The sequence below is a fragment of the Rhodococcus sp. WB1 genome (assembly GCF_001700945.1).
Lineage (GTDB): Bacteria > Actinomycetota > Actinomycetes > Mycobacteriales > Mycobacteriaceae > Rhodococcus > Rhodococcus aetherivorans.
Genome location: NZ_CP015529.1, coordinates 2,519,003 through 2,539,354, shown reverse-complemented (window position 1 = coordinate 2,539,354; position 20,352 = coordinate 2,519,003). Strand labels below are relative to the sequence as shown.

The following is a 20,352-nucleotide window of genomic DNA, read 5'->3' as shown; positions in this document are numbered from 1 at the left end:
CCGCAAGCGCGTCGTTGACCACGTATGAACAAGTGCGCAAACAGAATAGCGGAAAGTGCGCCAGGGTCACGCCCTCGCGCCCATTGACATTCTTCGGCTCGGGCGTAAAATTTCCGTGTTCCCTTTATCGCCTGGGCAGATCGGGGGGCAGTAATGGGCGCTCCGTCGCCACGGGTTCTTACCGTTTGCAATTATGCGAGCATAGTTTTGCTCATACTCGGATTTTTCATCCAAAACGTAGTGATGACGGTGATCGGCGCGGTGACCACTGTCATCGGAATGGGAATCTGGATAGCGCTGCGAATATTCGGACGCGTCGCGCTCGTGGCTGCCAGTATATTCGGTGTCAGTATTCTTGTATTTTTTGCAGCAATTCTTCTATTCACGCCCATCCGGTTGATATTCGGGCCGATAGACCGGGATCCACTGCCGTTCCTTGAGTCTCCGGAGCCCGTATCTACGTCTTCCTTTACTCCTTCCATCAGTGTGTGGAGTACGGACGTCGACGGTCTGTGCAGTTCAAGTTCAGAAGGTTCGTCGAGCTCGTCCTTTTCATACGGCGACGCGCGCATCGATCAAGACTCAGGAAAATCGACACCAAGTGGACTTGACATAGTGATCGGAAGGATTGACTTCGAAGTAAGTGAAGAGTGTCACAACCTGGCGGGTAGGCGAATTTGGACGGCCGTGCCGTTCATAGCAGTGATTGTCGCTGCGGTGTATTGGATCAGAGAAGGATGACCCGCCATTCGGGTATCCCTTTCTCGTGCATCGAAAAGTGGCAACAGTAGGTAATTTCTTCGGCAGCCCCCAGGTGTTTCCGGGAAACTCCCGGCGTGATGTCCCGGTCAGTACCCGGGTGGCGTTTCCTGGTGGTGTTCGACTCCAATATCGGGTCCAAACACCATCTTGTTGGTGTAGTCGGGTCGGCGTTCGATGTTGAGCATCTCGGTCACCGGCCGGGGGTGACCGGTCATCGCACCGCCGATGGCTGAAAGCAGCTCTTGGCTGAGCTGGTTCGTATGGACGGGCGAGAGCGGCGGAGCCACATCGTCGCCGGGACCGGACCGAGCGCGGAGGCTATGCGTCGGCTGGCTGTCTCGGGTGCAGACCCGATCTTGCCCCGGTCAAAACCGTTCTTCTGTACGGGTTGCGCTGCCTGTTCGAGTTCGTCGGAGACATCCGCATCCTGCTCGGCCTTGGCTGCGGTGTCTGACTGAACGTCCTGTCAGGTCTTGGAGTTGCCCCCAGCAGGGCCCGCCCCGCGCACCAAAGTAGAGGTGGATCCGCTGACCCCCGGCACCGATCAGGGAGCGCCCGCACCCCTACACGAACTCGAGCGCCCCCTCCACCGCCACCGGCACCCGCCGCGTGCCCGGCGACCCCAGCGCCGCCGCCAGATCCGACCCGTCGTGCTCGGCGAGCAACCCGCCCTCCGACCACACCAGCAACGTCGCCCCGACCGTGTGCTCGGCCACCGAATGCGCCAGATCGTAGTGCGCACACGCCGGCACCCCGGCATACGTGATCCACAGGTCGTAGCCCGTCATGAACAGATCCAGGTCGAACTGCACGCTCAACCCGAGCAGCTCCGCCCGGCCGTTGTCGTCCACCCCGGCGAACGCCTCGTCCAGCGCCAGCAGCCGCGGCGCCTGCGGATCCGCCGAATCCAGCATCACATGCGCCGCCGCGAACAACGGCAGATGCAGCGACACCGACTGCTCACCCCCCGACAACGCCGAATGCCGCGCCACCGTCAGCCGCTCCTCCGCGCCGTCCGCCCCGATCAACCCGAACGCGAACACCCGCCACCGCCGGTAATCCAGCGTCGTCGCCAGGATCTCCGGATACGACCGCTCCGGATGCGCCGCCCGCTCCGCCCGGATCCGCGCCGCGAAATGCGCCCGGACGCTCGCCAGCTCCACCGGCCCCAGCGCCGAAACCTCCCGGTCCAGCAGCCGGCACACCGCCCGCGCCTGATCGTCGAGATGATCGGCCAGCACCCACCGCACCCCCACCGTCGTACCCGACGACATGCGCCGCTGCCGCATCTCCGCCCCCATCCGGGCAATGAGATCCCGCGCGTCCTCGGTGCGCTCGTGGATCTGCTGCGCCAGCCCCGCCAGCAGCGCATCCTCGAGGATGCGCCGCTCCGCGTCGGTCAGCAGCAGCTCCTGATCCCGCCGCGCCGCCGAGATCCGCACCGCGAACTCCGCCACCGACGAAAACCCCTGCTCGTCCTGCACCCGCACCACCGTCAACCCGTCCGGCGCGTCCCACTGCAGCCGATAGTCCTGACCGGCCGCCGCGAGCTGCCCGTCGAACTCCTGCAACGCCGACGTCAACGCCGACCGGGCCGCCTTGCGGGCACCGTCCCCGCCCTTGATCGTCGCCGTCGCCGCCGCCAGCGCCGCGTACAGCGCCCCCACCTCCGCGGGCACCGCAGGCACGTCCCCGCCCGCCCGGGCGAGCCGGTCCACCACCTGCTCCGGCGCCGGCCACGCCGCCGCCGACGGCCACCGCAGCTCCTCCGAGATTCCCAGCAGCGACAGCACATCCGGCCGCGCATACGGCGCCAGCTGTGCGGCGTCGGCCCGCGTCTCGGTCAGCGCCGACCGCAGCGCCTGCTCCGCCGCGACGTGCGCCGCCTCCGCCTTCCCGAGCCGCTCGACCGCGTCGTCGTGCGCGCGGCGCGCGGCGCGCTGCTCCACCCGCGCCGCCTCGATCCGCTCGCGCGCCTGCGCGAGCTGCGCGTCGATCTGCTGCGCGTCGGCACCCAACGCCTCGCGCAGCGTCCCCAGCCGCTGCTGTTGCTGCCCCAGCGACTCCTCGGCCGTCACCGCCCGCTCGGCGGACTCCTCCGCCGCCAGCCGGGCGTCGTCGCGCCGCACCTGCGCCTCCCGCGCCCGCTCGGCCGCGGCGACGTGCTCACGCCGGGCCCGCAGCACCGCCTGGCCCTGCGACTCGAAGAACCGGATCGCCGCCGCCAGATGCTCGAGCTCGCGGGCCGTGTGCGGCGCCCGGTGCCGGGCCGCGACCGAGCGCACCCGCTGCTCCTTCACGGCGCACTCGGCGATCACCTGATCGAGGTCCCGGTCCGCCGCGGCCGCCGCCTCCCCGGCAGTGCGCAGCGCACCCGCGCACTCGCTGACCTTCCGCAGCGCCGCCAGCACCGCGCCGGTGCGCGGCACCGCCGCCGCGGCCCGCTCCAGCTGCGCGAGCCGTCCGTCGAGCTCCGCCCGCTCCGCCTCCGCGCCCGCCATCCGGTTCTGCGCCGCGGCGATCTCCGCGTCGAGCTCGGTCACCCGCAGGCGACGGCGACGGGCCCGCGCGGTGGCCCCGATGTACTCGACCTCCGCCTTCGTGTGCCGACCCAGCTGCACCCCCTGGCGGTAGCCGCCCCGCTCGTCGACGGCCGGGCCGGTCTCGTCCGTCACCGCATCCCGCACCGCGACGGACGCCAGCACCGCCCGCACCCGCTCGGCCGGCACCCCGGTGTCCGGCTCCACCACCAGCACGTCGGCCAACGTCCGGCCGGTGGGGCGCTGCGCCGGCGGCACCGGCATCAGCGCGACCGCCCCCGCGGGCACGTCCCCCGCACCGCCGCACACCCAGCCCGTCAGCAGGTTCGCCGCCTCCAGCGCGGCCTCGAGTCCCGCGGCCGCCTCCGCGCTCACGTCGTCCGCGAACCGCACCAGCCGCCACAGCGGCGCCCCCGACGGGTCCGACGACCCGGTCGGCCGCATCGGGAACGACGGGGGAGCGTCGTCGCGCTCGGCCTCGACCAGGTCCCGTTCGGCCCGCAACACCGCGATCCGCTCCCGCGCGTGCGTGATCTCCGCCTCCAGGCCGCGGCCGCGGAACCGCAACTCCTCGACCACCGGGGCCGTGCGCTCGGCCAGCGCCGCCGCCGGCGTCGCGGCCTCGTCGTCGCCGGCCGCCGCGATCGCCGCGGCCAGCGCCTCGACCAGCTCCTCCGGCAGGCCGAGCACCGACCACGTGTCCCGGTGACCGACCCACCACTCCCGCAACAGGTTCGACGCCTCCGCGCGGGCCAGCTCCACCACCGCGTCCGCCGTGGCCACCGCCGCCCGGGCCGACTCGAGCTGCGCCCGGCCCCGCTCGGCGGTCGTCTCGGCCCGCACCCGCGCCGCCGCCGCGCCCTCCGCGGCCGCCACCGCCGCCCGCACCGCCCGCACATCCGCGGCCCGCTCCTCCGCACACGCCGCCACCGTCGCCGCGATCTGCTCGCCCGGCGCGTCCTCGGCCGGCGGCGCCCACTCCACACCCGCATCCCGCGCCGCCGCGGCGAGTGCGTCCTCGGCGCGGCCCACCGCGGCCGCCGCGTCCGTCGCCGCGGCCGCGGCCCGCCGCGCCTCCTCGTCGCGCTGCGCCAGCTCCGCCCTCGCGCGCTGCGCCTGCTCCGCCTGCCCGGCCGTGGTGCGCTCGAGGTCCGCCACCACCTGCGCCAGATCGTCGAGCTGCTGCTTGCCCTCGTACGCGCTCGACCGCTGCAGCGCCTCGAGAGTCGCCCGGGCCTGCTCGAGGTCCCGCTCCGCGAGCTCGAGCCGCTCGTGGGCCTGCGCCCGCTCCGCGCCGGCCCGGTCGAACGCCGTCATCGACGCCGTCCACTCCGCACTCCCGCCCTCGACCGCCGCCAACCGCGCCCCGAGCCGGTCGACGTCGGCGCGGGCCTGCTGACCCAGGTAGGTCGCATACACCGCGACGAACCGCTGCGCCGCCTCGTCCGCCGCCGCCAGCGACTCCAGCGCGCGCGAGACCTCCTCCATGTCGGCGAACGACCGCGCCGCCTCGAGCACCAGCTGCTCGTCCAGCGGCCGCAACCCGTCGGTCAGCGCCTGCGACAACCCCTTCGGGTCCAGGTTCTTGGCCAGCTGCGGCCGGCGCAGCGTCAGGATCAGGTTGATCAGCTGGTCGTACCGCTCGATCCCGAGCCCGAACAACCGCGCATCGATCGCCGCCCGGTAGTCCACCGGCCGGTCCGTGACCGCGTCGGCCCCGACCTCCTCGATCAGCTGCCGTCGCGTCAGCGGGCGATCGGCCGCATCCAGCAGCGAGAAGTCCACACCGACCCGGCCGTCGACGACGAAATACCACCGCGTGACCTTGTCGTTGCCGCGCGCCGCCCGCATCCCGACCCCCACGGTCACCGCCTCCGGATCGTCCCGGCGGCCGCGGCAGAACTCCATCCACACATACGAATACGCGCTGTCCTGCCCCTGGTACAGCAGGTTGGACCGCATCGTGCGCTCCTCGCCGGCGAACGGGTTCAGCCGCCGCGGCTCGATACGCCCGTCGAACACGAACGGGAACAGCACCTCGAGCGCCTTGGTCTTGCCCGACCCGTTGGGCCCGCGCAGCACCAGCCGGCCGTCCGCGAACGAGAACTCCTGGTCCCGGTAGTCCCACAGATTGATGATCCCGGCACGTGTCGGCCGGAAACGGGCACTGCTCACGACATCTCCGCTTCGTTCGAATCCTCACCGGCCGGCGCGAGGCGCGGGTCGCGTTCGCGCACCGTCACCACCACTCCCCGGAACCGGGCCAGCGCCGGCAACGCCAGCACCCCGCCCGGCACCCGTGCCACCAACCGTTGCCGCTGCAACAACGTCACCGCCGCCTCCAGCAGGCCCGCCGGGTCGGCCTGCCACTGCGCGGCGAAGGTACGGCCGAACTCGTCGACCAGCTTCGCCGCCGTCTCCGCCAGCCAGCTGTCCTCGACCAGCGGATGCGTCGGCGCCGGCTGCTGCGCCGGTGTCGTGTCCGCCGGCCCGGCGCCGGCATCACCGGCCAGCGACGCGAACACCCCGGCCGCCGGAATCGCCGCGTCCAGTCCCGCCTCGAGTTCCGCCTCCGCATCCGCCGGCCTCGGCAACCGCACCGGTACCGACTCCGGATCCGACACCCGCGCACAGATCTCCCCGGCCAGCAACAACGCCACCTGCGGAACCGTTCCCACCCCCGGGAACCGCAGATCCGACATCCGCCCCGACGAATCGACCAGCGCGACGCCCTCCGCGCGCCGCTCGGCCACCAGCCCCGTCAGCAGCTCGATCCCCGCGGTCGTCCGTGGCAGCGCCAGCTGCAGCCGCGCGTCGTCGTCGAGTTCCTCGGCGTACACCACCGGTCGCTGCACCAGCGCCCGCCGTACCCGCCGTGCCACCTCGGCGGTGTCCGCGATCCGGTCCCCGTCGCGGCCGTCACCGGCGGCGAGCAGGCCCCGCACCGAGCGCAGGTGCTGTAGCGCGCGCGGCGGCCGGAACAGCGCCGCCACCACGGGCCGGTCGATGTCGTAGAGCGCCTCACCCCGGTCCGGATCCGACACCCAGCCGCCGGCGTCGCCGTCCGCCAGCGTTATCGCCCCCCGCGCGGCGAGCCACGCCACCGCGTCGACGAACGCGTCCCGGTCGGTCGCACGCTCGGTGGCCAGCTCCACCCCGGGCACCTGGCCGGCCTCGGACGCGACCTGCTCGGCCAGTTCCGACAGCGTGATCTGCCCGCCGGCGCGTCCCAGCGCCGCCAGCGCCAGCGCCAGGTAGGCGTACCGGCGACGGTCGAAGGGCCGGTCGGTGACCGTGCGCGCGCCGCCCCCGGGATCGAGCCGGTCCGCGACGGTGAACAACCGCGCGGTCGTCTCGGTCACCTCCAGCCGGTATCCGAACAACTCGAGCAGGTCCTCCCGCAGCTCCGTCGCCCACCGGCGCAGCAGCGGCAGCGCGGCCCGGTCCGGGTACTGCGCGGTCACCAGATGGTGCGACAGGATCAGGCGCGCCGCCCGCTGGTACGAATCCCGGTCGAGCGGCGAGATCCGCCGGGCCCTCACTGCACGCTCACCCGCAGCCCGTCCAGATGCAGCCGGCCCCGCGCCGTGCGTACCACCGTGCCCTCCGCGGCCGGGCTCAACGTCAGCCGCACCCCGTTCTGCGTGCCCGTCGCCCCCGGCACGGTGCCGCTGACCGGAACGCGCGCCGACAGTGCCGCGTCGAGCAGGCTCAACAGCACCTCGGTCTCCGGCTCGGACAACTCCCGCTCGTCCACGCCGCCCGCCGCCAGGGATCGCGCCGCCTCGGCCCGCGCCCGCTGCGCCGCCAGCTGCCGCTCCCGCAACCGCCGGATCCCGGATTCGTTGCGCTGCACCCGCGCCGGCGCCCCCGCCGACGGGGTGCGCCCGGTCTCGGCCAGCGTCCGGGCGATCGGGACGGGTGCCGCTTCCCACCACGACGTCGTCACCGGGATCGTCTCCGGGTCGGGATGCACGGCGGAGAAGTGACGCGGGCGGCCCAGGTCGAACACCGCTCCGAACAGCGCGTGCGCCGACTCCTCGCTCGGCGCGGCCGCGAACCAGCCGGCCAGGTGCCGCAGCTGCGACTCGCGGCTCACCCCGCCGCGCCGGGTCTCCGTCACCCGGCGCAGCAGCGCCAGCACCGCCGCGATCGCGCTCATCGTGCCCTCCCGCAACCGCTCCGACTCGCTCGGCACGTCCCCGGCGCCGACGAACCACCGCTCGAGGCCGCGCCATCGGGCTCGCCAGTCCGCCTGCCGTTCGGGTGCGGGCAGCAGCACCCGCTCGTCGTGCGCGGCGGCGAACCCCAGCATGCGGTCGATCCCCGTCTCCTGCACCCGTGCCAGCGCGGCCGCCAGCTTCGGTGCGTAGCGGGCCAGGTCCGTGCTGAACTCGCGCATGTGCGCCAGCACCGCATCCTTGTGCGCCAGGAACGACTCGGGCGTGACCTCGGTGGTGCGCACCAGGTCACCGAGCATCAGATAGAACCCCGCGGCCCGCTCGGCCATGTCCGACAACGTCGTGTCCAGCCGCGACAGCTTGCGATAGATGAGCTCTCCGTCCCCGGCCGCGTTCGCGGCCGCCAGCTCGGTCAGGTCGGCCAGCAGATCCGCCAGCGCGAGACGCGACAGCGACGCGTCCTCGCCGCGCGCCCGCAGCACATCCTCCACGGCCCGGAAGGCGTGATAACCGGCCCGGCCGAACTGATACACGTAGTGCCGGTTGCGGTACTCGGCCAGCGACGCCGCCCGGGTGCCGTCGTAGCCGCGCTCGAGCACACCCCAGGCGTGCAGCTGCTCGAGCAGCGGTGCGACGTCCTGGGCCGACAGCGCCGCCGCCGGATCCGCCGAGCCGGTCCGCTCGAGGATCGCCGCGACCTCGGCGGCGTGCAGCAGCACCACGTAGTTGGCGCGGGCGAGGTCGAAAGCACGCAGCACCCAGAGGTATTCGGCCCGCTTCTCGGCCGTCGCGAACGAGAACAACCGGAGCCGGTCGTGCTGCACCCCGGCCCCCGGATCGGTGGGCCCGGCGGGCGGCTGCGTTTCGTTCACCGTGACAGGGTAGGCGGGGGCGGCCCTCGTGCCGCGCAACCCCCGGTGCCGTGCGCGCCACACCCGGGCGGAGGTGCAGCCCGTGCCCCTCATGGGCGTCCGGCCGCCGCCGGGGTCGGGGATCCCGCCGCCCGGTCAGCTCTCGGCCGGCGCCGTCTGCGTCGTGTCCGCCTCGTGGCGGGACTCGGCCGCTGCGGCGCGCGCCGCGGTGAGGTCGACCCGTAGCCGATCCCGCTCGCCGCGCAGGTCGATGATCTCGGCCCGAAGTTCGTCGCCCCGGTCGCGGGCCGCGGTCTCGGCGGCCTGGGCGGCCGCCGCCGCGATGCGGGCCTCTTCCAGGGCGCCGCGCAGCTTCTCGACGCGGGCGCGTTCCGCGGTGAGATCGGTGTCGAGCCGGGCGGTGGCCGCGGCGGCCGTGGCTGCCTCTTTCTCCGCGGCGGCGCGGGTGTGCACCAGATCGTCACGCAGGGCCGCGAGTTCCGATTCGAGCCGGGCGAGCTGCTGTTGCTGGGTGGTGACGGTCGACCGGTACTCGGCGAGCTCCGCGGCGTGCGCGGCCGCGGTGGCATCGATGCGTTCCTGCCAGGTGCGCAGGGTGTCCGCGTGCTCCTGGGCCGCTCGCGTCGACTCGTCGCGATGTGCGGTCTCCAGTTCCCGGATCCGGGTGTCGTGCGCCGCGTGGGCGTCCGCCAGCTCCCGGTCGACGGCCTCGACGGCGGCCTCCGCGTTGTCGCGGTCCTCGGTCGCCTGGGCGAGTTGCTCGCGCAGGCGGGCGATCCTGGCCTCCGCGTCCGCCTTCACCTTCGCCAGTTCCGTGGTGGCCCGGTTCATCTGCGCCTCGAGCGCGTCCGGGTCGGTGAGCTTGTCGACGGCGGCGGTGATCTGCGCGGCGACGGCGCTGTACTGCTCGAGCGTCGTCGCGCTCAGGGTGCGAAGTGCGGCGACGGCGGACGCCAGGTTGGTGGCTGCTTCGGCCGGGCCCGGGGGAGTGGTCGGCTCGGCCAGCGAGGCCGCCTCCCTCTTCTGTCGTTCCCGTTCCCGGTAGGCCCGGACCCGGTCGGCGGCGGACGCGTACTTCCGCGGTCGTCCCGGCTTCGGGCGCTCGTCGGGTAGGGATTCGCCGGTGCTCGCTTCGCTCACGTAGTCCTCGTCTCGGGCAGTGGTTGCAGCCATATCTATCAGGTGGGGGAAGGGGCCGAAACACGGTTACGGAATCGGATCCATACGGAATAGATTAATTTACCGAATACTCCATCCCAGTCGCTTCTCGAGCGAAACCATCCGCCACACCCACAAGGAGAGGGGGCGTTCCGCCCGGGCCTTCGCGGGCCCGATATCGGACTCCGGAGTGTTCATCCGGGTTATCCGTACGTATCACGAAATGAAAATAATTATGAAATGAAATGAATTAAATATAGTAATGCCAGTTCAAGAGGTTAGTGAGGCGATGCGAAACTCGAAACGTTACGAGCAATCGGTCCAATCGTTGCTCGGGAGAGGCAGAGGTACGCACATATGCATGGGTTGGCTTGATCGTCATAACTCCCCCTTATGGTGAGTCAGGGGTGCGGGGGGTTCGAAAAGTGGGGAGGGTGCCGCGACGGACTCGGCGGTGGCCCGTCGGCCCTTCCTGGCCCACCGCCGGGGCGGGGCGCACCGGGTGCCCGGCTACGGATCAGTCTGGTGCGGAACGATTTTCGAGGCCGGTCGGGCACGAAGGTGCGCCCGTTCGCCCTGCTTGCCGAACAGGCTGTGGAACTCGACCGGTTCGGCATCGGCGGCGCCGAACCAATGCGGCACGCGAGTGTCGAACTCGGCCGCCTCCCCGGGCACGAGAACCAGGTCGTCCTCACCCAGGACGAGTCGCAGCCGTCCGTTGAGGACGTAGAGCCACTCGTAGCCCTCAGGGGTCTGGCGATCCGGTTCCCCGCGGCCGCTGTCGGCGGGGATCACCAGCTTGTACGCCTGGATGCCGCCGGCGCGCCGGGTGAGCGGCACCATGGTCATGCCGTGACGAGTGATCGGACGCAGATGAATGCGCGGGTCGCCGGTCGGTGGGGCGCCCACCAGCTCGTCGAGCATCACCCCGTGCACGCGGGCCAGGGGCAGCAACAGTTCGCGCGTCGGTCGGCGGGTGCCGGACTCGAGTCGGGACAGGGTGCTCACTGAAATGCCCGTCGCTGCCGAGAGATCGGCCAACGTGGTCTCGCGTTTGCGCGGCAGCGCGCGAAGCCGGGGCCCGACCGTCTCGAGCGCTCGGTCGAGGTCGTCCATGCCCCACGCTTTGCCATATCGGCAAACAACGTTGCGGGTTCTTCCCGTCGGCTCGCATAGTCGTCGTGGAGGTGATCGAGATGAGCGATCTGCTCGGAAACAAATACGACGTGGTGGTGATCGGCGGCGGGGCTGCCGGGCTGAATGCGGGGCTGATGCTCGCCCGGGCGCGGCGGTCGGTGGTCGTCATCGATGCGGGCGCCCCACGCAACGCTCCGGCTGCGGGCGTGCACGGATTGTTGGCCCGGGACGGGATCCCGCCGGCCGAACTGCTCGGCCGCGGCCGAGACGAGGTCCGCGGCTACGGCGGTGACGTGGTGCACGCGGACGTGACCGCCGTGACCCGCCGCGAGAGCGGGTTCGAGGTGACCCTGTCCGACGGCCGGGTGACCCGCGCCCGCCGGCTGCTGGTGACCACCGGGCTGGTCGACGAGCTTCCCGACGTGCCCGGGCTGCGGGCGCGCTGGGGGCGAGATGTGCTGCACTGCCCGTACTGCCACGGCTGGGAGGTCCGCGACCGGGCCATCGGTGTGCTGGCGAGCGGACCCATGTCGGTGCACCAGGCCCTGCTGTTCCGGCAGTGGAGCGCCGACGTCACATTCTTCACCCACATCGCGCCGGCGCCTGCCGCCGAGCAGGCGGAGCAGCTGGTCGCCCGTGGCGTCTGGGTGGTCGACGGCGAGGTGACCGCCGTGGAGATCGTCGACGACCGCCTCACCGGGGTACGGCTGAGCAACGGCGGGACGATCGCCCGGGAGGCGCTGGTGGTCGCACCGCGGATGGTGGCGCGCGCCGGTTTCCTCGCGGCGCTCGGCCTGCGGGCCGTGGAGCACCCGGCCGGGGTCGGAGAGCACATCCCCGCGGATGCAACCGGCCGCACCGACGTCCCCGGAGTGTGGGTGGCGGGGAACGTCACCGATCCGGCCGCCCAGGTCGGCGCGGCCGCAGCGGCGGGCGCGGCCGCCGCTGCCCAGATCAACGCCGACCTGGTCGCCGAGGAGACCCGCCGGGCGGTCGACGCCTACCGGGAACGGTTCCCGGCCCGGTCGCAAGCGCGCGTGCCCGAACCCGCGGAGGGTGACCCCCGCTGCGGCGTGTGAACCGCAACGGACCGGTCCCTCGCGCGGCGCGCCCGAGCCGGGCGCGCCGCGCTGATCGGCGTCGCCGAGGCGGGGTTTCCGGCCGAGGCGCGTATCGTCCGTTCCGCGAAGGCGGTCGACTCGGCATGAGGAGTGGTGTCACCGTGACGAATCAGTTGCCGGGCAACGCGTCCCTCGAGGCGTCGATCACCACGCCGGTACTTCCCGCCGGGGTGGAGGAGGCGATGCGCCGACTCCGAGCCAAGGCCGCGTCGGACAACACCCGAGCGGCCTTGACCAGCGACTGGAGCAAGTTCGCCCGGTGGTGCGACGCCGTGGGCCACGTGCCGCTACCGGCGCCACCCGAACTCGTGGGCTGGTACCTGACCGAGAAGGCGGGCGAGCTTCGACCCGACGGGCGCTGGGCCTACGCCCCGTCGACCCTCGCGCGGTGGGTCGCGACGATCAACAAGGTGCACGCCCTCGCGGGCCTGCCGAAACCGGGACACCACGAGGCGGTGCGCGACGTGGTGCGCGGCATCCGGCGGACCCGTGCGACGCCCCCGGCACGCCGCACCCCACTGCTCACCGACGACATCCGTGCGATCGTCGGAGCGATGCGCGCCGGCGCCACCGAGTGGCCGGACCGCGTAGCCGAGCGCCGCGACTCCGCCCTGCTGCTGCTCGGACTGGCCGGCGCGATGCGGCGGTCGGAGCTGTCCGCCCTCACCACCTCCGACGTCGTCGCCCATCGGTCCGACGGGCTGTACGTGACGATCCGCCGATCGAAGGCGGACCGCGACGCACGCGGACGTACCGTCACGCTTCCGTACGGCCGCGATCCGCGGACCTGTCCGGTGTGCGCCTACCGGCGCTGGCGCGAGGTGCTCGACGTGTGGGACGCGGACGGTGGGGCCGCAGTCCGGGAGCTGTTGACCGACGATCGTGCCGCCGGCGACGAGCACTGCTGCCGCGGTGTGGCGCCGGGGGAGGGGCGTGCCGAGCGGCCCCTGTTCCGCACGATCCACCGCACCGGTGCCGTCGGGAGCGGTGCCCTGAGCGGGCAGTCGGTGCACTCGATGATCCAGCGGCGGGCGCGGCAGGCCGGGTTCGCCGCCGAGGTGGTCGCCACGCTCGGCGGGCACAGCCTGCGCGCCGGGTTCGTCACCCAAGCCGTCCGCAACGGAGCCACGACTCAGACGATCATGACGCAGACGGGGCATTCCGACGAGCGGATGGTGGCGCTCTACAGCCGCCAGCACGCCGGACTCGTCGGCAATGCCGTCACCACGCTGGGCCTCTGACCGCGGTCAGGTGCGACCGACGGGTCGGCGCCAGGCGCTCTGGTCGGCGGTGAGCGCCGCCAGTAGATGTTCGGCGGCGTTCAGGTTGCGGAACGGTCCGGCCAGCAGGTCTGCATAGACCTGGGACGGTGCCGCGAAGCGCAGGCCGTCGCGCCGCTGCATCCGCTCGAACACCACCGACGACCACGGCGTGGCCACCACGACGTCGGCTCCGCGATCGACGGGGCGCAGACCGAGTGCCTGGGCGAACGCATCCGGGTCGTCGGCGTACACCTCGAGAAGATCGGCGGCCGCGTAGTCGGTGGCGCCGAGGCCGGTGATCGCATAGCTCAGGTCGAGCGGTTCGGAGAGATCGGCCCGTACGGTGCCGACGCCGTCCGGTGCGGCGAACCCCCTTGTGGTACAGGGTTTGCGGTCCGCTGCCCAGGCTCGCAGCATCTTCTCCCAGTGCACCATGGTGATCGGACCGCGCGGAATGCGGCGGATCAGCTCCCGCTCCCCGAGTACCTCGACGACACGGTAGGTGGCGCCGGTGGAGGCGCCCGACAGCCGGATCAGTTCCGGCACCGACATCTCGCCGGTGAAGTCGGCAAGTGCCCGGACGACTCGCTCGGACGGTTCACCGGTGAGCACGCCCGACGGACGGCCGGGCCCGCGCCACGGGTCGGCGTCGGCGCCCCGGTTGCGCACCCAGATCGCCGGCCGGGACGCGACGAGCGTGAGATTCCCGGTCGCGTCGGAGTACGAGATGCCGTGCTGGTCGAGCTGGCGCCGCACCGGATCGGAAAGGTAGTGCGCGCACACGAATCCCCGGTCGGACTCGGACAGTTCGGCGGCGATGCGCGCGACGTCCCCGCTGAGCACTCCGCGGGACGCGATGACGGCGTACGACACCGACTCGCCGTCGGGTGCGGTCACGAGGATGCGCTCGGGGGCGGCAGGGGAGCGGGGGCGGTCGGACGTGGCAGTCCAGCCCAGGGGCAGACACGCTTCCACCACGGCGATCGAGCGACGGTAGATGTCGATGGGGCGCTCCGGGCGGGGCCCCAGCGCGCTGTCGACCGGTTCTGTGGGCTGGGCGGATGCTGTCATGTCTTCACAATAGGTAATCGGTACGACACGGAAGCTCTTCAATTCACGAACACACCGCCATCCGGCCGACCCGGCCAGGGGAGGAGACCGCGACACGCACCCCACCACGACATCTTGATCCGGAGGGCAACCCGATTCGATCGGGGGAGACGGAACGGCGGAACGGACGCGTGAGGAGGGGGTCGGGCCGCCGGCTGGGGTGAGTCGAGGGGTCCTGCTCTCGACTGGCGCTTTGTAGTATCCATATTCTGAGTCTGACGGAAATAAAAAAAATACCAAAATCACCCTCACTTCACGACAAAACCGCACCCAAATACGCCAAGAACAAACGAGTCGGCAGCGGCCCAGCGGGCTACAGTCCGGGAATGCCTGCGCCACGTCCGAATCGCCCGTCTCGCCGGACTCTGCTGGTGTCGCTCGGGGCGGCGGTGACGGCCGCATACCTGGGCGTACTCGTCCTGTTCGGGGTGAGCACGCACGAGTCGCGGGAATGGCGGCCGGTTAACGTCGATGCCGACTCGGTGCTCGTGGTGGTGACGATGAAGTCGCTGCAGCCGACGGTCGACCGGGTGCATGCGGAGGTCACCATCTATCCCGGGGACTCGTTTCTCGATGCGAACGGGGCCACGCTCGCCGTGCCGCTGAGTGTGTTGCTCGTGCCGGCCGTCTCACAGTCGGAGTTGTTCTTCCCGGCCCATTCCGTGCCCGTCGGCTACCCGGTGGAACTGCTTGCGCGCGGCCAGGCGATCCGCTGGCCGTTCGACACCTTCGATGTCACGCCGGTCGTCGTGGAGGCCGATGTGGGGGAGGGGTCGGAGCGAGAACCGGTGCCGTCGGACGTGTTGATCGACGGCCGCATCGACGGGTGGGCGATCGACCAGGGGACCGTCGTCGCCGCTCCGGAGCTCGGCTTTCCCGATGGCGTCGACGGCACCGAGGTGGTGTTCACGCGCACCGGAGGCACTCTCGTGTACGCGGCGATCCTGCTGCTGATGATGGTTGTCCTCGCGGTCCTGGCCGCGTTCGTCGCGGTACAGACGTTCCGGCGGCGCCGCGCGGTGGAGACCGACATGCTGGCGTGGATGGCGGCGATGCTGTTCGCGGTGGTGCCGCTGCGGGGCATCCTGCCGGGCTCACCGCCGATCGGGTCGTGGGTCGACGTGGCGGTGACCATGTGGGTGGTCACCGCCCTCGTCGCGGCTCTGACGCTGTACGTGTTCTGCTGGTGGCGCGACAGCCACCCCTCGCTCACCCGACGGTGACGACGATCCGCCCGTCGTGCACGCGCGCCGGGTAGGTGCGGACCGGGTCGATGCCGGGCGCGGTGCATCGGCCGGTGTCGAACACGAACGCGTACTGGTGCAGGGGGCATACGACGAGGTCGTCGTCGATCTGTCCGTCGGCGAGCGGTCCGCCCCGGTGCGGGCACACCGCGTCCAGGGCTCGGACGGCGCCGTCGCCGAGCAGGAACACGGCGATCTGCCGTCCGCCCACCGTGTACGTGCGGCCTTCGCCCGGGGTCAGGTCGGTCAACGCGCCGACCGCGTACTCCATTGCGGTGGTCCGGCTTTCGGTCGTGGTCATCGGACCGGCACCTGCGGCAGCGGGAGCAACGGCAGCGCGGGGCTGAACTGCGCCGGCGACTTCGGGGTGGTCCGTTCGAGCCAGGGGTCCCGGTATCCCGCCACGGCCGTGGCGACGCGTTCGTCGAGTCCGGTCACGATGTCCTCCTCGTCTCGGACCAGCAGTGCCTGGAGCCGGTCGATGCCGATGCGGGGCACGAAGTCGTAGGTCCGTTCGAGCCACTTGGCGTTCTCGCGGTAGTGCTGGATGAACCGGCCGGCGAGGGCGAGGACTTCTTCGCCGGAGCCGACGGTGGCGAGCAGGTCGCCCTTGCGGACGTGGGCGCCGGCGGCGCCGCCGACGTAGATCTCCCAGCGGCCGTCGCCGACCGCGACGACGCCGAAGTCCTTGCACAGCGCCTCCGAGCAGTTGCGGGGGCATCCGGCCACGGCGAGTTTCAGCTTGGCGGGTGTCTCGAGCCCCTGGAAGCGCTCCTCGAGCGCGATGCCGAGGGCGGTCGAGTCGCCGAGACCGAACCGGCAGAAGTCGCTGCCGACACAGGTCTTGACGGTGCGGAAGCTCTTGCCGTAGGCGTATCCGGAGGGCATGTCCAGGTCGGCCCACACCTTGGGCAGGTCCTCCTTGCGGATGCCGAGCAGGTCGATGCGTTGGCCGCCGGTGACCTTGACCATGGGCACGCCGTACTTGTCGGCGACGTCGGCGATGCGGCGCAGCTGGTCCGGGGTGGTGACCCCGCCCTTCATCTGCGGCACCACGGAAAAGGTGCCGTCGCGCTGGATGTTGGCATGGACACGGTCGTTGATGAACAGCGCACCCCGTTCGTCGACCCAGTCGGGGCCCCACACGGTACGCAGCAGCGACGCGAGCGGCATCTTGGCAGTGGCATCCTCGCGACCGCCGGTGGCGAGTTCGGCGAAGACCTGGGAGACCGCGCGCAGGTCGCGGCGGCGGATCTCGGCGATCAGGTCCGGTTTGGCGAGCGGGATGCACGGCACGTACCAGTTCGCGGCGGGGTCCTCGGCGAGGGCGCCGCCGGCGGCGCAGGCGACGATGTCGGCGACCAGGCCCTTGCACGAGCCGCAGCCCTTCCCGGCGCGGGTGCGGGCGCACACCTGCACGAGGGTGTCGGCGCCGTCGTGGACGCACGCGACGATGTCGCCCTTGCTGACGCCGTTGCAGTTGCACACCTGGGTCTCGTCCGGCAGATCGGCGGCGACGTCGGCGCCCTGCGGGTCGCCGAGGTCGAACAGCAGCACCGCGCGGTCCGCCGGGATCTCGAGCTTGCCGTCGAAGGCCTGGGCGAGGGTGGCGGCCTTGCTCACGTCGCCGAGCAGCATCGCGCCGACGAGCCGGCCGTCGCGCACGACGATGCTCTTGTAGATGCCGCTGCGCGGATCGTAGAACTGGACGAACTCGTCGTCCTCGTGCTCGGGTTCCTTGACCCCCATCGAGGCGACGTCGATGCCGGCGACCTTGAGCTTGGTGCTGGTGCGGGATCCCTGGTAGGCGGCGTGCGCATTCGCACCGGTGAGGTGCTCGGCGAGGACGACCGCCTGCTCCCATACCGGGGCGACGAGGCCGTACACCTCGCCGCGGTGCTGGGCGCACTCGCCGACGGCGTAGATGCTCGACTCCTCTTCGCAGCGCATCTGGTCGTCGACGACGATGCCGCGTTCGACGACGATGCCGCCGGCACGGGCGAATTCGGTGTTGGGGCGGATGCCGGCGGTGACCACGACCATGTCGGTGTCGACGACGGTGCCGTCGGCGAACTGCACGCCGGTGACCCGGCTGTGGTCGTCGCGCAGGACGGCGGTGGTGCGGGTACCGGTGTGGACGGTGATGCCGAGTTTCTCGATCTCGGTGCGCAGCACCCGGCCGCCGCGTTCGTCGAGTTGCTGGTTCATCAGGTGGGTGGGCGAGTGCACCACGGTGACGGTCAGGCCCTGGGTGCGCAGCCCGTAGGCGGCTTCGAGGCCGAGCAGGCCGCCGCCGACGACGACGGCGCGGACGTCGTCGTGGGCGTCGGCCATCTGCAGCATGCCGTTGGTGTCGGCGAGGGTGCGGAAGCCGAAGACGCCGCGGCCGAGCCGGCCGTCGGGTTCGCGCAGGCCGTCCATGTTGGGGAAGAAGGTGTTCGACCCGGTCGCGACGACGAGCAGGTCGTAGGGGACCTGCCGGCCGGATTCGCACGTGACGACCTTGCCGAACCGGTCGAGGTGGGTCGCGCGGTCGCCGGCGTGGAGTGTGACTCCGTTCTCCCGGTACCAGCTCATGGGGTTGAGGACGAGTTCGGCGTCGTCGACGTCGGCCTGGCCGGCCAGCACGTGGGAGAGCATGATCCGGTTGTAGTTGCCGTACGGCTCGTCGCCGATCATTGTGATCTCGAACTGGTCCCGGCCGCCGCGCGCGAGGATCTCCTCGACGGTGCGGGCGCCGGCCATGCCGTTGCCGACGACGAGCAGCCGTCGGCGCGGGCCGTAGGGGTGCGACGCGGTTGGGGTCATGCGTCCAGGGTTGCCGGGGGCGGTGACGGATCGGCGGCACCGGGGTTACGCGGCGGTCAGGAAGTGCTCACCGCCGCCGGGGTGGGGGTGTCAGCCGGGGGCGGTGTCGCGGCGTGGCATCGCCAGCGGGGCGACGACGGCGAGCACGAGGGCGGGCACGACGAAGCTCGCGACCGGCGCCGCGGCATAGAGCGGCGTCAGCGCCAGCGGGGCGACGGCGCCGCCGGAGAACCGGAAGGCCTGCACCACGGAGACGGCGCCGCCGCGGTTGCGGCCCCGGGCGCCGAGGACCGCGGCGTTGACACCGACGAGCACGCACTGCGAGGCGATGCCGGCGACGAACCAGGCGGCCGCGACCAGCCACAGCAGTCCGGCGGTGCCGGCGACGACGACGAGGGCGGCGCCGGCGAGTGCGCCGAGCAGGACGGTGCGGCGGGCGCCGATGCGGTCGATGAGGGTGCCGACGCGGCGGGCGGTGAGGATGCCGGCGACCCCGAATCCGGTCAGGAGCAGGCCCCGCTGGGTGGGGGTCAGGCCGAAGACGTCCTCGGCGCGGAAGGCGAGCAGGAAGTTCAGGCCGCCGAGGGCGCCCCAGCCGAGCAGTGCGACGACACCGATGCGCAACACGTCGGGGCGCAGCGCGTCGCGCAGCCGCGGCGGCGGCTCTCCGGTGGGGGCGGTCAGCTGTTCGGGCAGCCCGATCACGGCGAGGACGGCGGCGGCGGCGGCGATCACGACGAACGCCCACCGCCAGTCGACCTCGGCGGCCAGGCCCCCGACGAGCGGGGCCGAGGTCTGCCCGGCGGCCTGCATCGCCCCGAACAGGCCCAGGGCGCGGCCCAGCCGCGCCCGCGGCACGATCGCGGCGAGCGCGGCGAGCAGCAGCGGGGTGGTGAAGGCGTTGGCCACGCCCTGCAACGCGCGGGACGCGAGCAGCAGCCCGAGGGTGGGGGCGAGCGCGGACGCCAGCGACGCGCAGGTGTACGCGATGTACGCCGTGCGGACGGTGCGGACCCGTCCCCACCGTGCCCCGAGGGTGCCGGAGACGAGCATGGTCAGCGCGAACGGCCCGAGGTACGCGGTGAGCGTGCTCGCGGCCGCGCCGGCGCTCACGCCGGTGGCCGCGCCGATCTCCGGCAGCACGGACGCCACGACTCCACCGCCGAAGGGTCCGAGGAATCCTCCGGCGTAGAGGGCGGCACGCTGCAGCGAGGCGCGTGCCGCGCTCACTGGGTGAAGCCGCCGGGGCCCCGTCGCCGCAGGTAGCGTTCGAATTCGGCGGCGAGGGCGTCGCCGTCGATCTTGGCGATGACGTCGGAGATGTCGGATTCGGCGTCGCCGCGTTCCTCGAGGGCCCGCACGTATTCGGCGATCTCCTCGTCGTCCTCCGTCATCGCGGTGACGGTCTGTTCCCACTCCTCGGCGAGGATCGGCAGTTCGCCGAGAGGCACCTCGAGGTCGAGGACGTCCTCGACACGGCGCAGCAGCGCGACGGTGGCCTTGGGGTTGGGGGGTTGCGACACGTAGTGGGGGACGGCGGCCCAGAACGACACGGCGGGCACGCCGGCGCGGACACACGCGTCCTGCAGGACCCCGGCGATGCCGGTGGGGCCCTCGTACCGGGAGCCTTCCAGGTTGAAGCGTTTGGCGGCGTCGGTGCTGTAGGCGGTGCCGGTGACGGGGACGGGCCGGGTGTGCGGGGTGTCGGCGAGCAGGGCGCCGAGGATGACGACGGTGTGCACGCCGATCTCGTCGGCGAGCTCGATGATGGCGTCGCAGAAGCTGCGCCAGCGCATGTTGGGTTCGATGCCGCGCAGCAGCACCACGTCGCGGTCGCTGCCGGGGGGTGAGCACACCGACAGGCGGGTGGCGGGCCATTCGATCTCGCGGGTGACGCCGTCGACGAGACGCACCATGGGGCGGTTGACCTGGTAGTCGTAGTAGTCCTCGGAGTCCAGTTCGGCGAACGGTTCGGCGTCCCAGATGAGCTCGAGGTGTTCGACGGCGCCGCTGGCCGCGTCCCCGGCGTCGTTCCACCCTTCGAACGCGGCGACCAGCACCGGGTCACGCAGGGTCGGCACGTCCGGTTCCGGGGTCTCGGCGAACTCGCTTGCACTCACCTGTCCAGCCTACGGCGAGAGCCGGACGGGCCGCCCA

14 protein-coding genes are annotated in these 20,352 nt (G+C 71.8%); 4 read left to right on the top strand and 10 right to left on the bottom strand.

The window, feature by feature from the left end; all coding sequences use genetic code 11:
• The first annotated feature begins 240 nt into the window (after positions 1-240).
• Positions 241-741, top strand: coding sequence for a hypothetical protein (locus A4U64_RS28210; protein WP_146034289.1), 501 nt, complete (start codon positions 241-243; stop codon positions 739-741).
• Positions 742-1,325: 584 nt separating this feature from the next.
• Here the strand turns inward: A4U64_RS28210 and A4U64_RS11155 are convergent.
• The 5 genes from A4U64_RS11155 to A4U64_RS11135 all read right to left on the bottom strand — a co-directional run bounded on the left by A4U64_RS11155 (position 1,326) and on the right by A4U64_RS11135 (position 10,629).
• Positions 1,326-5,477 (bottom strand): TIGR02680 family protein, encoded by a 4,152-nt coding sequence (locus A4U64_RS11155; protein WP_065922555.1) that lies wholly within the window; start codon positions 5,475-5,477, stop codon positions 1,326-1,328.
• Positions 5,474-6,844, bottom strand: a complete 1,371-nt coding sequence (locus tag A4U64_RS11150) for a DUF2398 family protein (protein ID WP_029543726.1) — start codon at positions 6,842-6,844, stop codon at positions 5,474-5,476. Before A4U64_RS11150 ends, A4U64_RS11155 begins: the two co-directional genes overlap by 4 nt.
• On the bottom strand, positions 6,841-8,307 hold the full coding sequence (locus A4U64_RS11145; RefSeq protein WP_065923469.1) for a TIGR02677 family protein: 1,467 nt from the start codon (positions 8,305-8,307) through the stop codon (positions 6,841-6,843). Before A4U64_RS11145 ends, A4U64_RS11150 begins: the two co-directional genes overlap by 4 nt.
• 183 nt (positions 8,308-8,490) lie before the next feature.
• A complete protein-coding gene (locus A4U64_RS11140) occupies positions 8,491-9,528 on the bottom strand; it encodes a hypothetical protein (RefSeq protein WP_232334189.1) in 1,038 nt (345 codons plus the stop codon).
• A gap of 495 nt (positions 9,529-10,023) precedes the next feature.
• Entirely contained in the window at positions 10,024-10,629 is a 606-nt protein-coding gene (locus A4U64_RS11135) for a helix-turn-helix domain-containing protein (RefSeq protein WP_065922553.1), read from the bottom strand.
• 80 nt (positions 10,630-10,709) lie between these two features.
• Between A4U64_RS11135 and A4U64_RS11130 the strand changes: the two genes are divergently transcribed.
• Positions 10,710-11,729, top strand: a complete 1,020-nt coding sequence (locus tag A4U64_RS11130; RefSeq protein WP_185113654.1) for an NAD(P)/FAD-dependent oxidoreductase — start codon at positions 10,710-10,712, stop codon at positions 11,727-11,729.
• A gap of 224 nt (positions 11,730-11,953) precedes the next feature.
• A complete protein-coding gene (locus A4U64_RS11125) occupies positions 11,954-13,012 on the top strand; it encodes a tyrosine-type recombinase/integrase (protein WP_202917443.1) in 1,059 nt (352 codons plus the stop codon).
• A 6-nt stretch (positions 13,013-13,018) separates the two neighbouring features.
• On the opposite strand, the gene A4U64_RS11120 is transcribed toward A4U64_RS11125, so the two are convergent.
• Positions 13,019-14,104, bottom strand: a complete 1,086-nt coding sequence (locus A4U64_RS11120) for a hypothetical protein (RefSeq protein ID WP_029543732.1) — start codon at positions 14,102-14,104, stop codon at positions 13,019-13,021.
• A 365-nt stretch (positions 14,105-14,469) separates the two neighbouring features.
• Between A4U64_RS11120 and A4U64_RS11115 the strand changes: the two genes are divergently transcribed.
• Positions 14,470-15,366, top strand: a complete 897-nt coding sequence (locus A4U64_RS11115; protein WP_231385904.1) for a DUF4436 family protein — start codon at positions 14,470-14,472, stop codon at positions 15,364-15,366.
• Here the strand turns inward: A4U64_RS11115 and A4U64_RS11110 are convergent.
• From A4U64_RS11110 to A4U64_RS11095, 4 genes are all read right to left on the bottom strand, one after another.
• The gene (locus tag A4U64_RS11110) at positions 15,353-15,688 is read right to left on the bottom strand and encodes a Rieske (2Fe-2S) protein (protein ID WP_006931155.1); all 336 of its coding nucleotides are present in this window, start codon (positions 15,686-15,688) and stop codon (positions 15,353-15,355) included. The two genes, A4U64_RS11115 and A4U64_RS11110, sit on opposite strands and share 14 nt — an antisense overlap.
• Positions 15,685-18,195 carry a nitrite reductase large subunit NirB gene (gene nirB / locus A4U64_RS11105; RefSeq protein WP_050035254.1) on the bottom strand — a complete coding sequence of 837 codons (2,511 nt, stop codon included), beginning with the start codon at positions 18,193-18,195 and terminating at the stop codon, positions 15,685-15,687. Before nirB ends, A4U64_RS11110 begins: the two co-directional genes overlap by 4 nt.
• 90 nt (positions 18,196-18,285) lie before the next feature.
• The gene (locus A4U64_RS11100) at positions 18,286-19,425 is read right to left on the bottom strand and encodes an MFS transporter (protein ID WP_050035255.1); all 1,140 of its coding nucleotides are present in this window, start codon (positions 19,423-19,425) and stop codon (positions 18,286-18,288) included.
• The gene (locus A4U64_RS11095) at positions 19,422-20,315 is read right to left on the bottom strand and encodes a PAC2 family protein (RefSeq protein WP_006931159.1); all 894 of its coding nucleotides are present in this window, start codon (positions 20,313-20,315) and stop codon (positions 19,422-19,424) included. The genes A4U64_RS11100 and A4U64_RS11095 overlap by 4 nt, the downstream gene beginning before the upstream one ends.
• Positions 20,316-20,352 lie beyond the last annotated feature (37 nt).

What these genes read in the sequence shown, in the direction of transcription:
- A4U64_RS11120 (WP_029543732.1), bottom strand. Translation starts at nt 14,104, where the DNA reads ATGACAGCATCCGCCCAGCCCACAGAACCGGTCGACAGCGCGCTGGGG.
- A4U64_RS11125 (WP_202917443.1), top strand. Translation starts at nt 11,954, where the DNA reads ATGCGCCGACTCCGAGCCAAGGCCGCGTCGGACAACACCCGAGCGGCC.
- A4U64_RS11135 (WP_065922553.1), bottom strand. Translation starts at nt 10,629, where the DNA reads ATGGACGACCTCGACCGAGCGCTCGAGACGGTCGGGCCCCGGCTTCGC.
- A4U64_RS11115 (WP_231385904.1), top strand. Translation starts at nt 14,470, where the DNA reads ATGCCTGCGCCACGTCCGAATCGCCCGTCTCGCCGGACTCTGCTGGTG.
- A4U64_RS11130 (WP_185113654.1), top strand. Translation starts at nt 10,710, where the DNA reads ATGAGCGATCTGCTCGGAAACAAATACGACGTGGTGGTGATCGGCGGC.
- A4U64_RS11140 (WP_232334189.1), bottom strand. Translation starts at nt 9,528, where the DNA reads ATGGCTGCAACCACTGCCCGAGACGAGGACTACGTGAGCGAAGCGAGC.
- A4U64_RS11110 (WP_006931155.1), bottom strand. Translation starts at nt 15,688, where the DNA reads ATGACCACGACCGAAAGCCGGACCACCGCAATGGAGTACGCGGTCGGC.
- nirB (WP_050035254.1), bottom strand. Translation starts at nt 18,195, where the DNA reads ATGACCCCAACCGCGTCGCACCCCTACGGCCCGCGCCGACGGCTGCTC.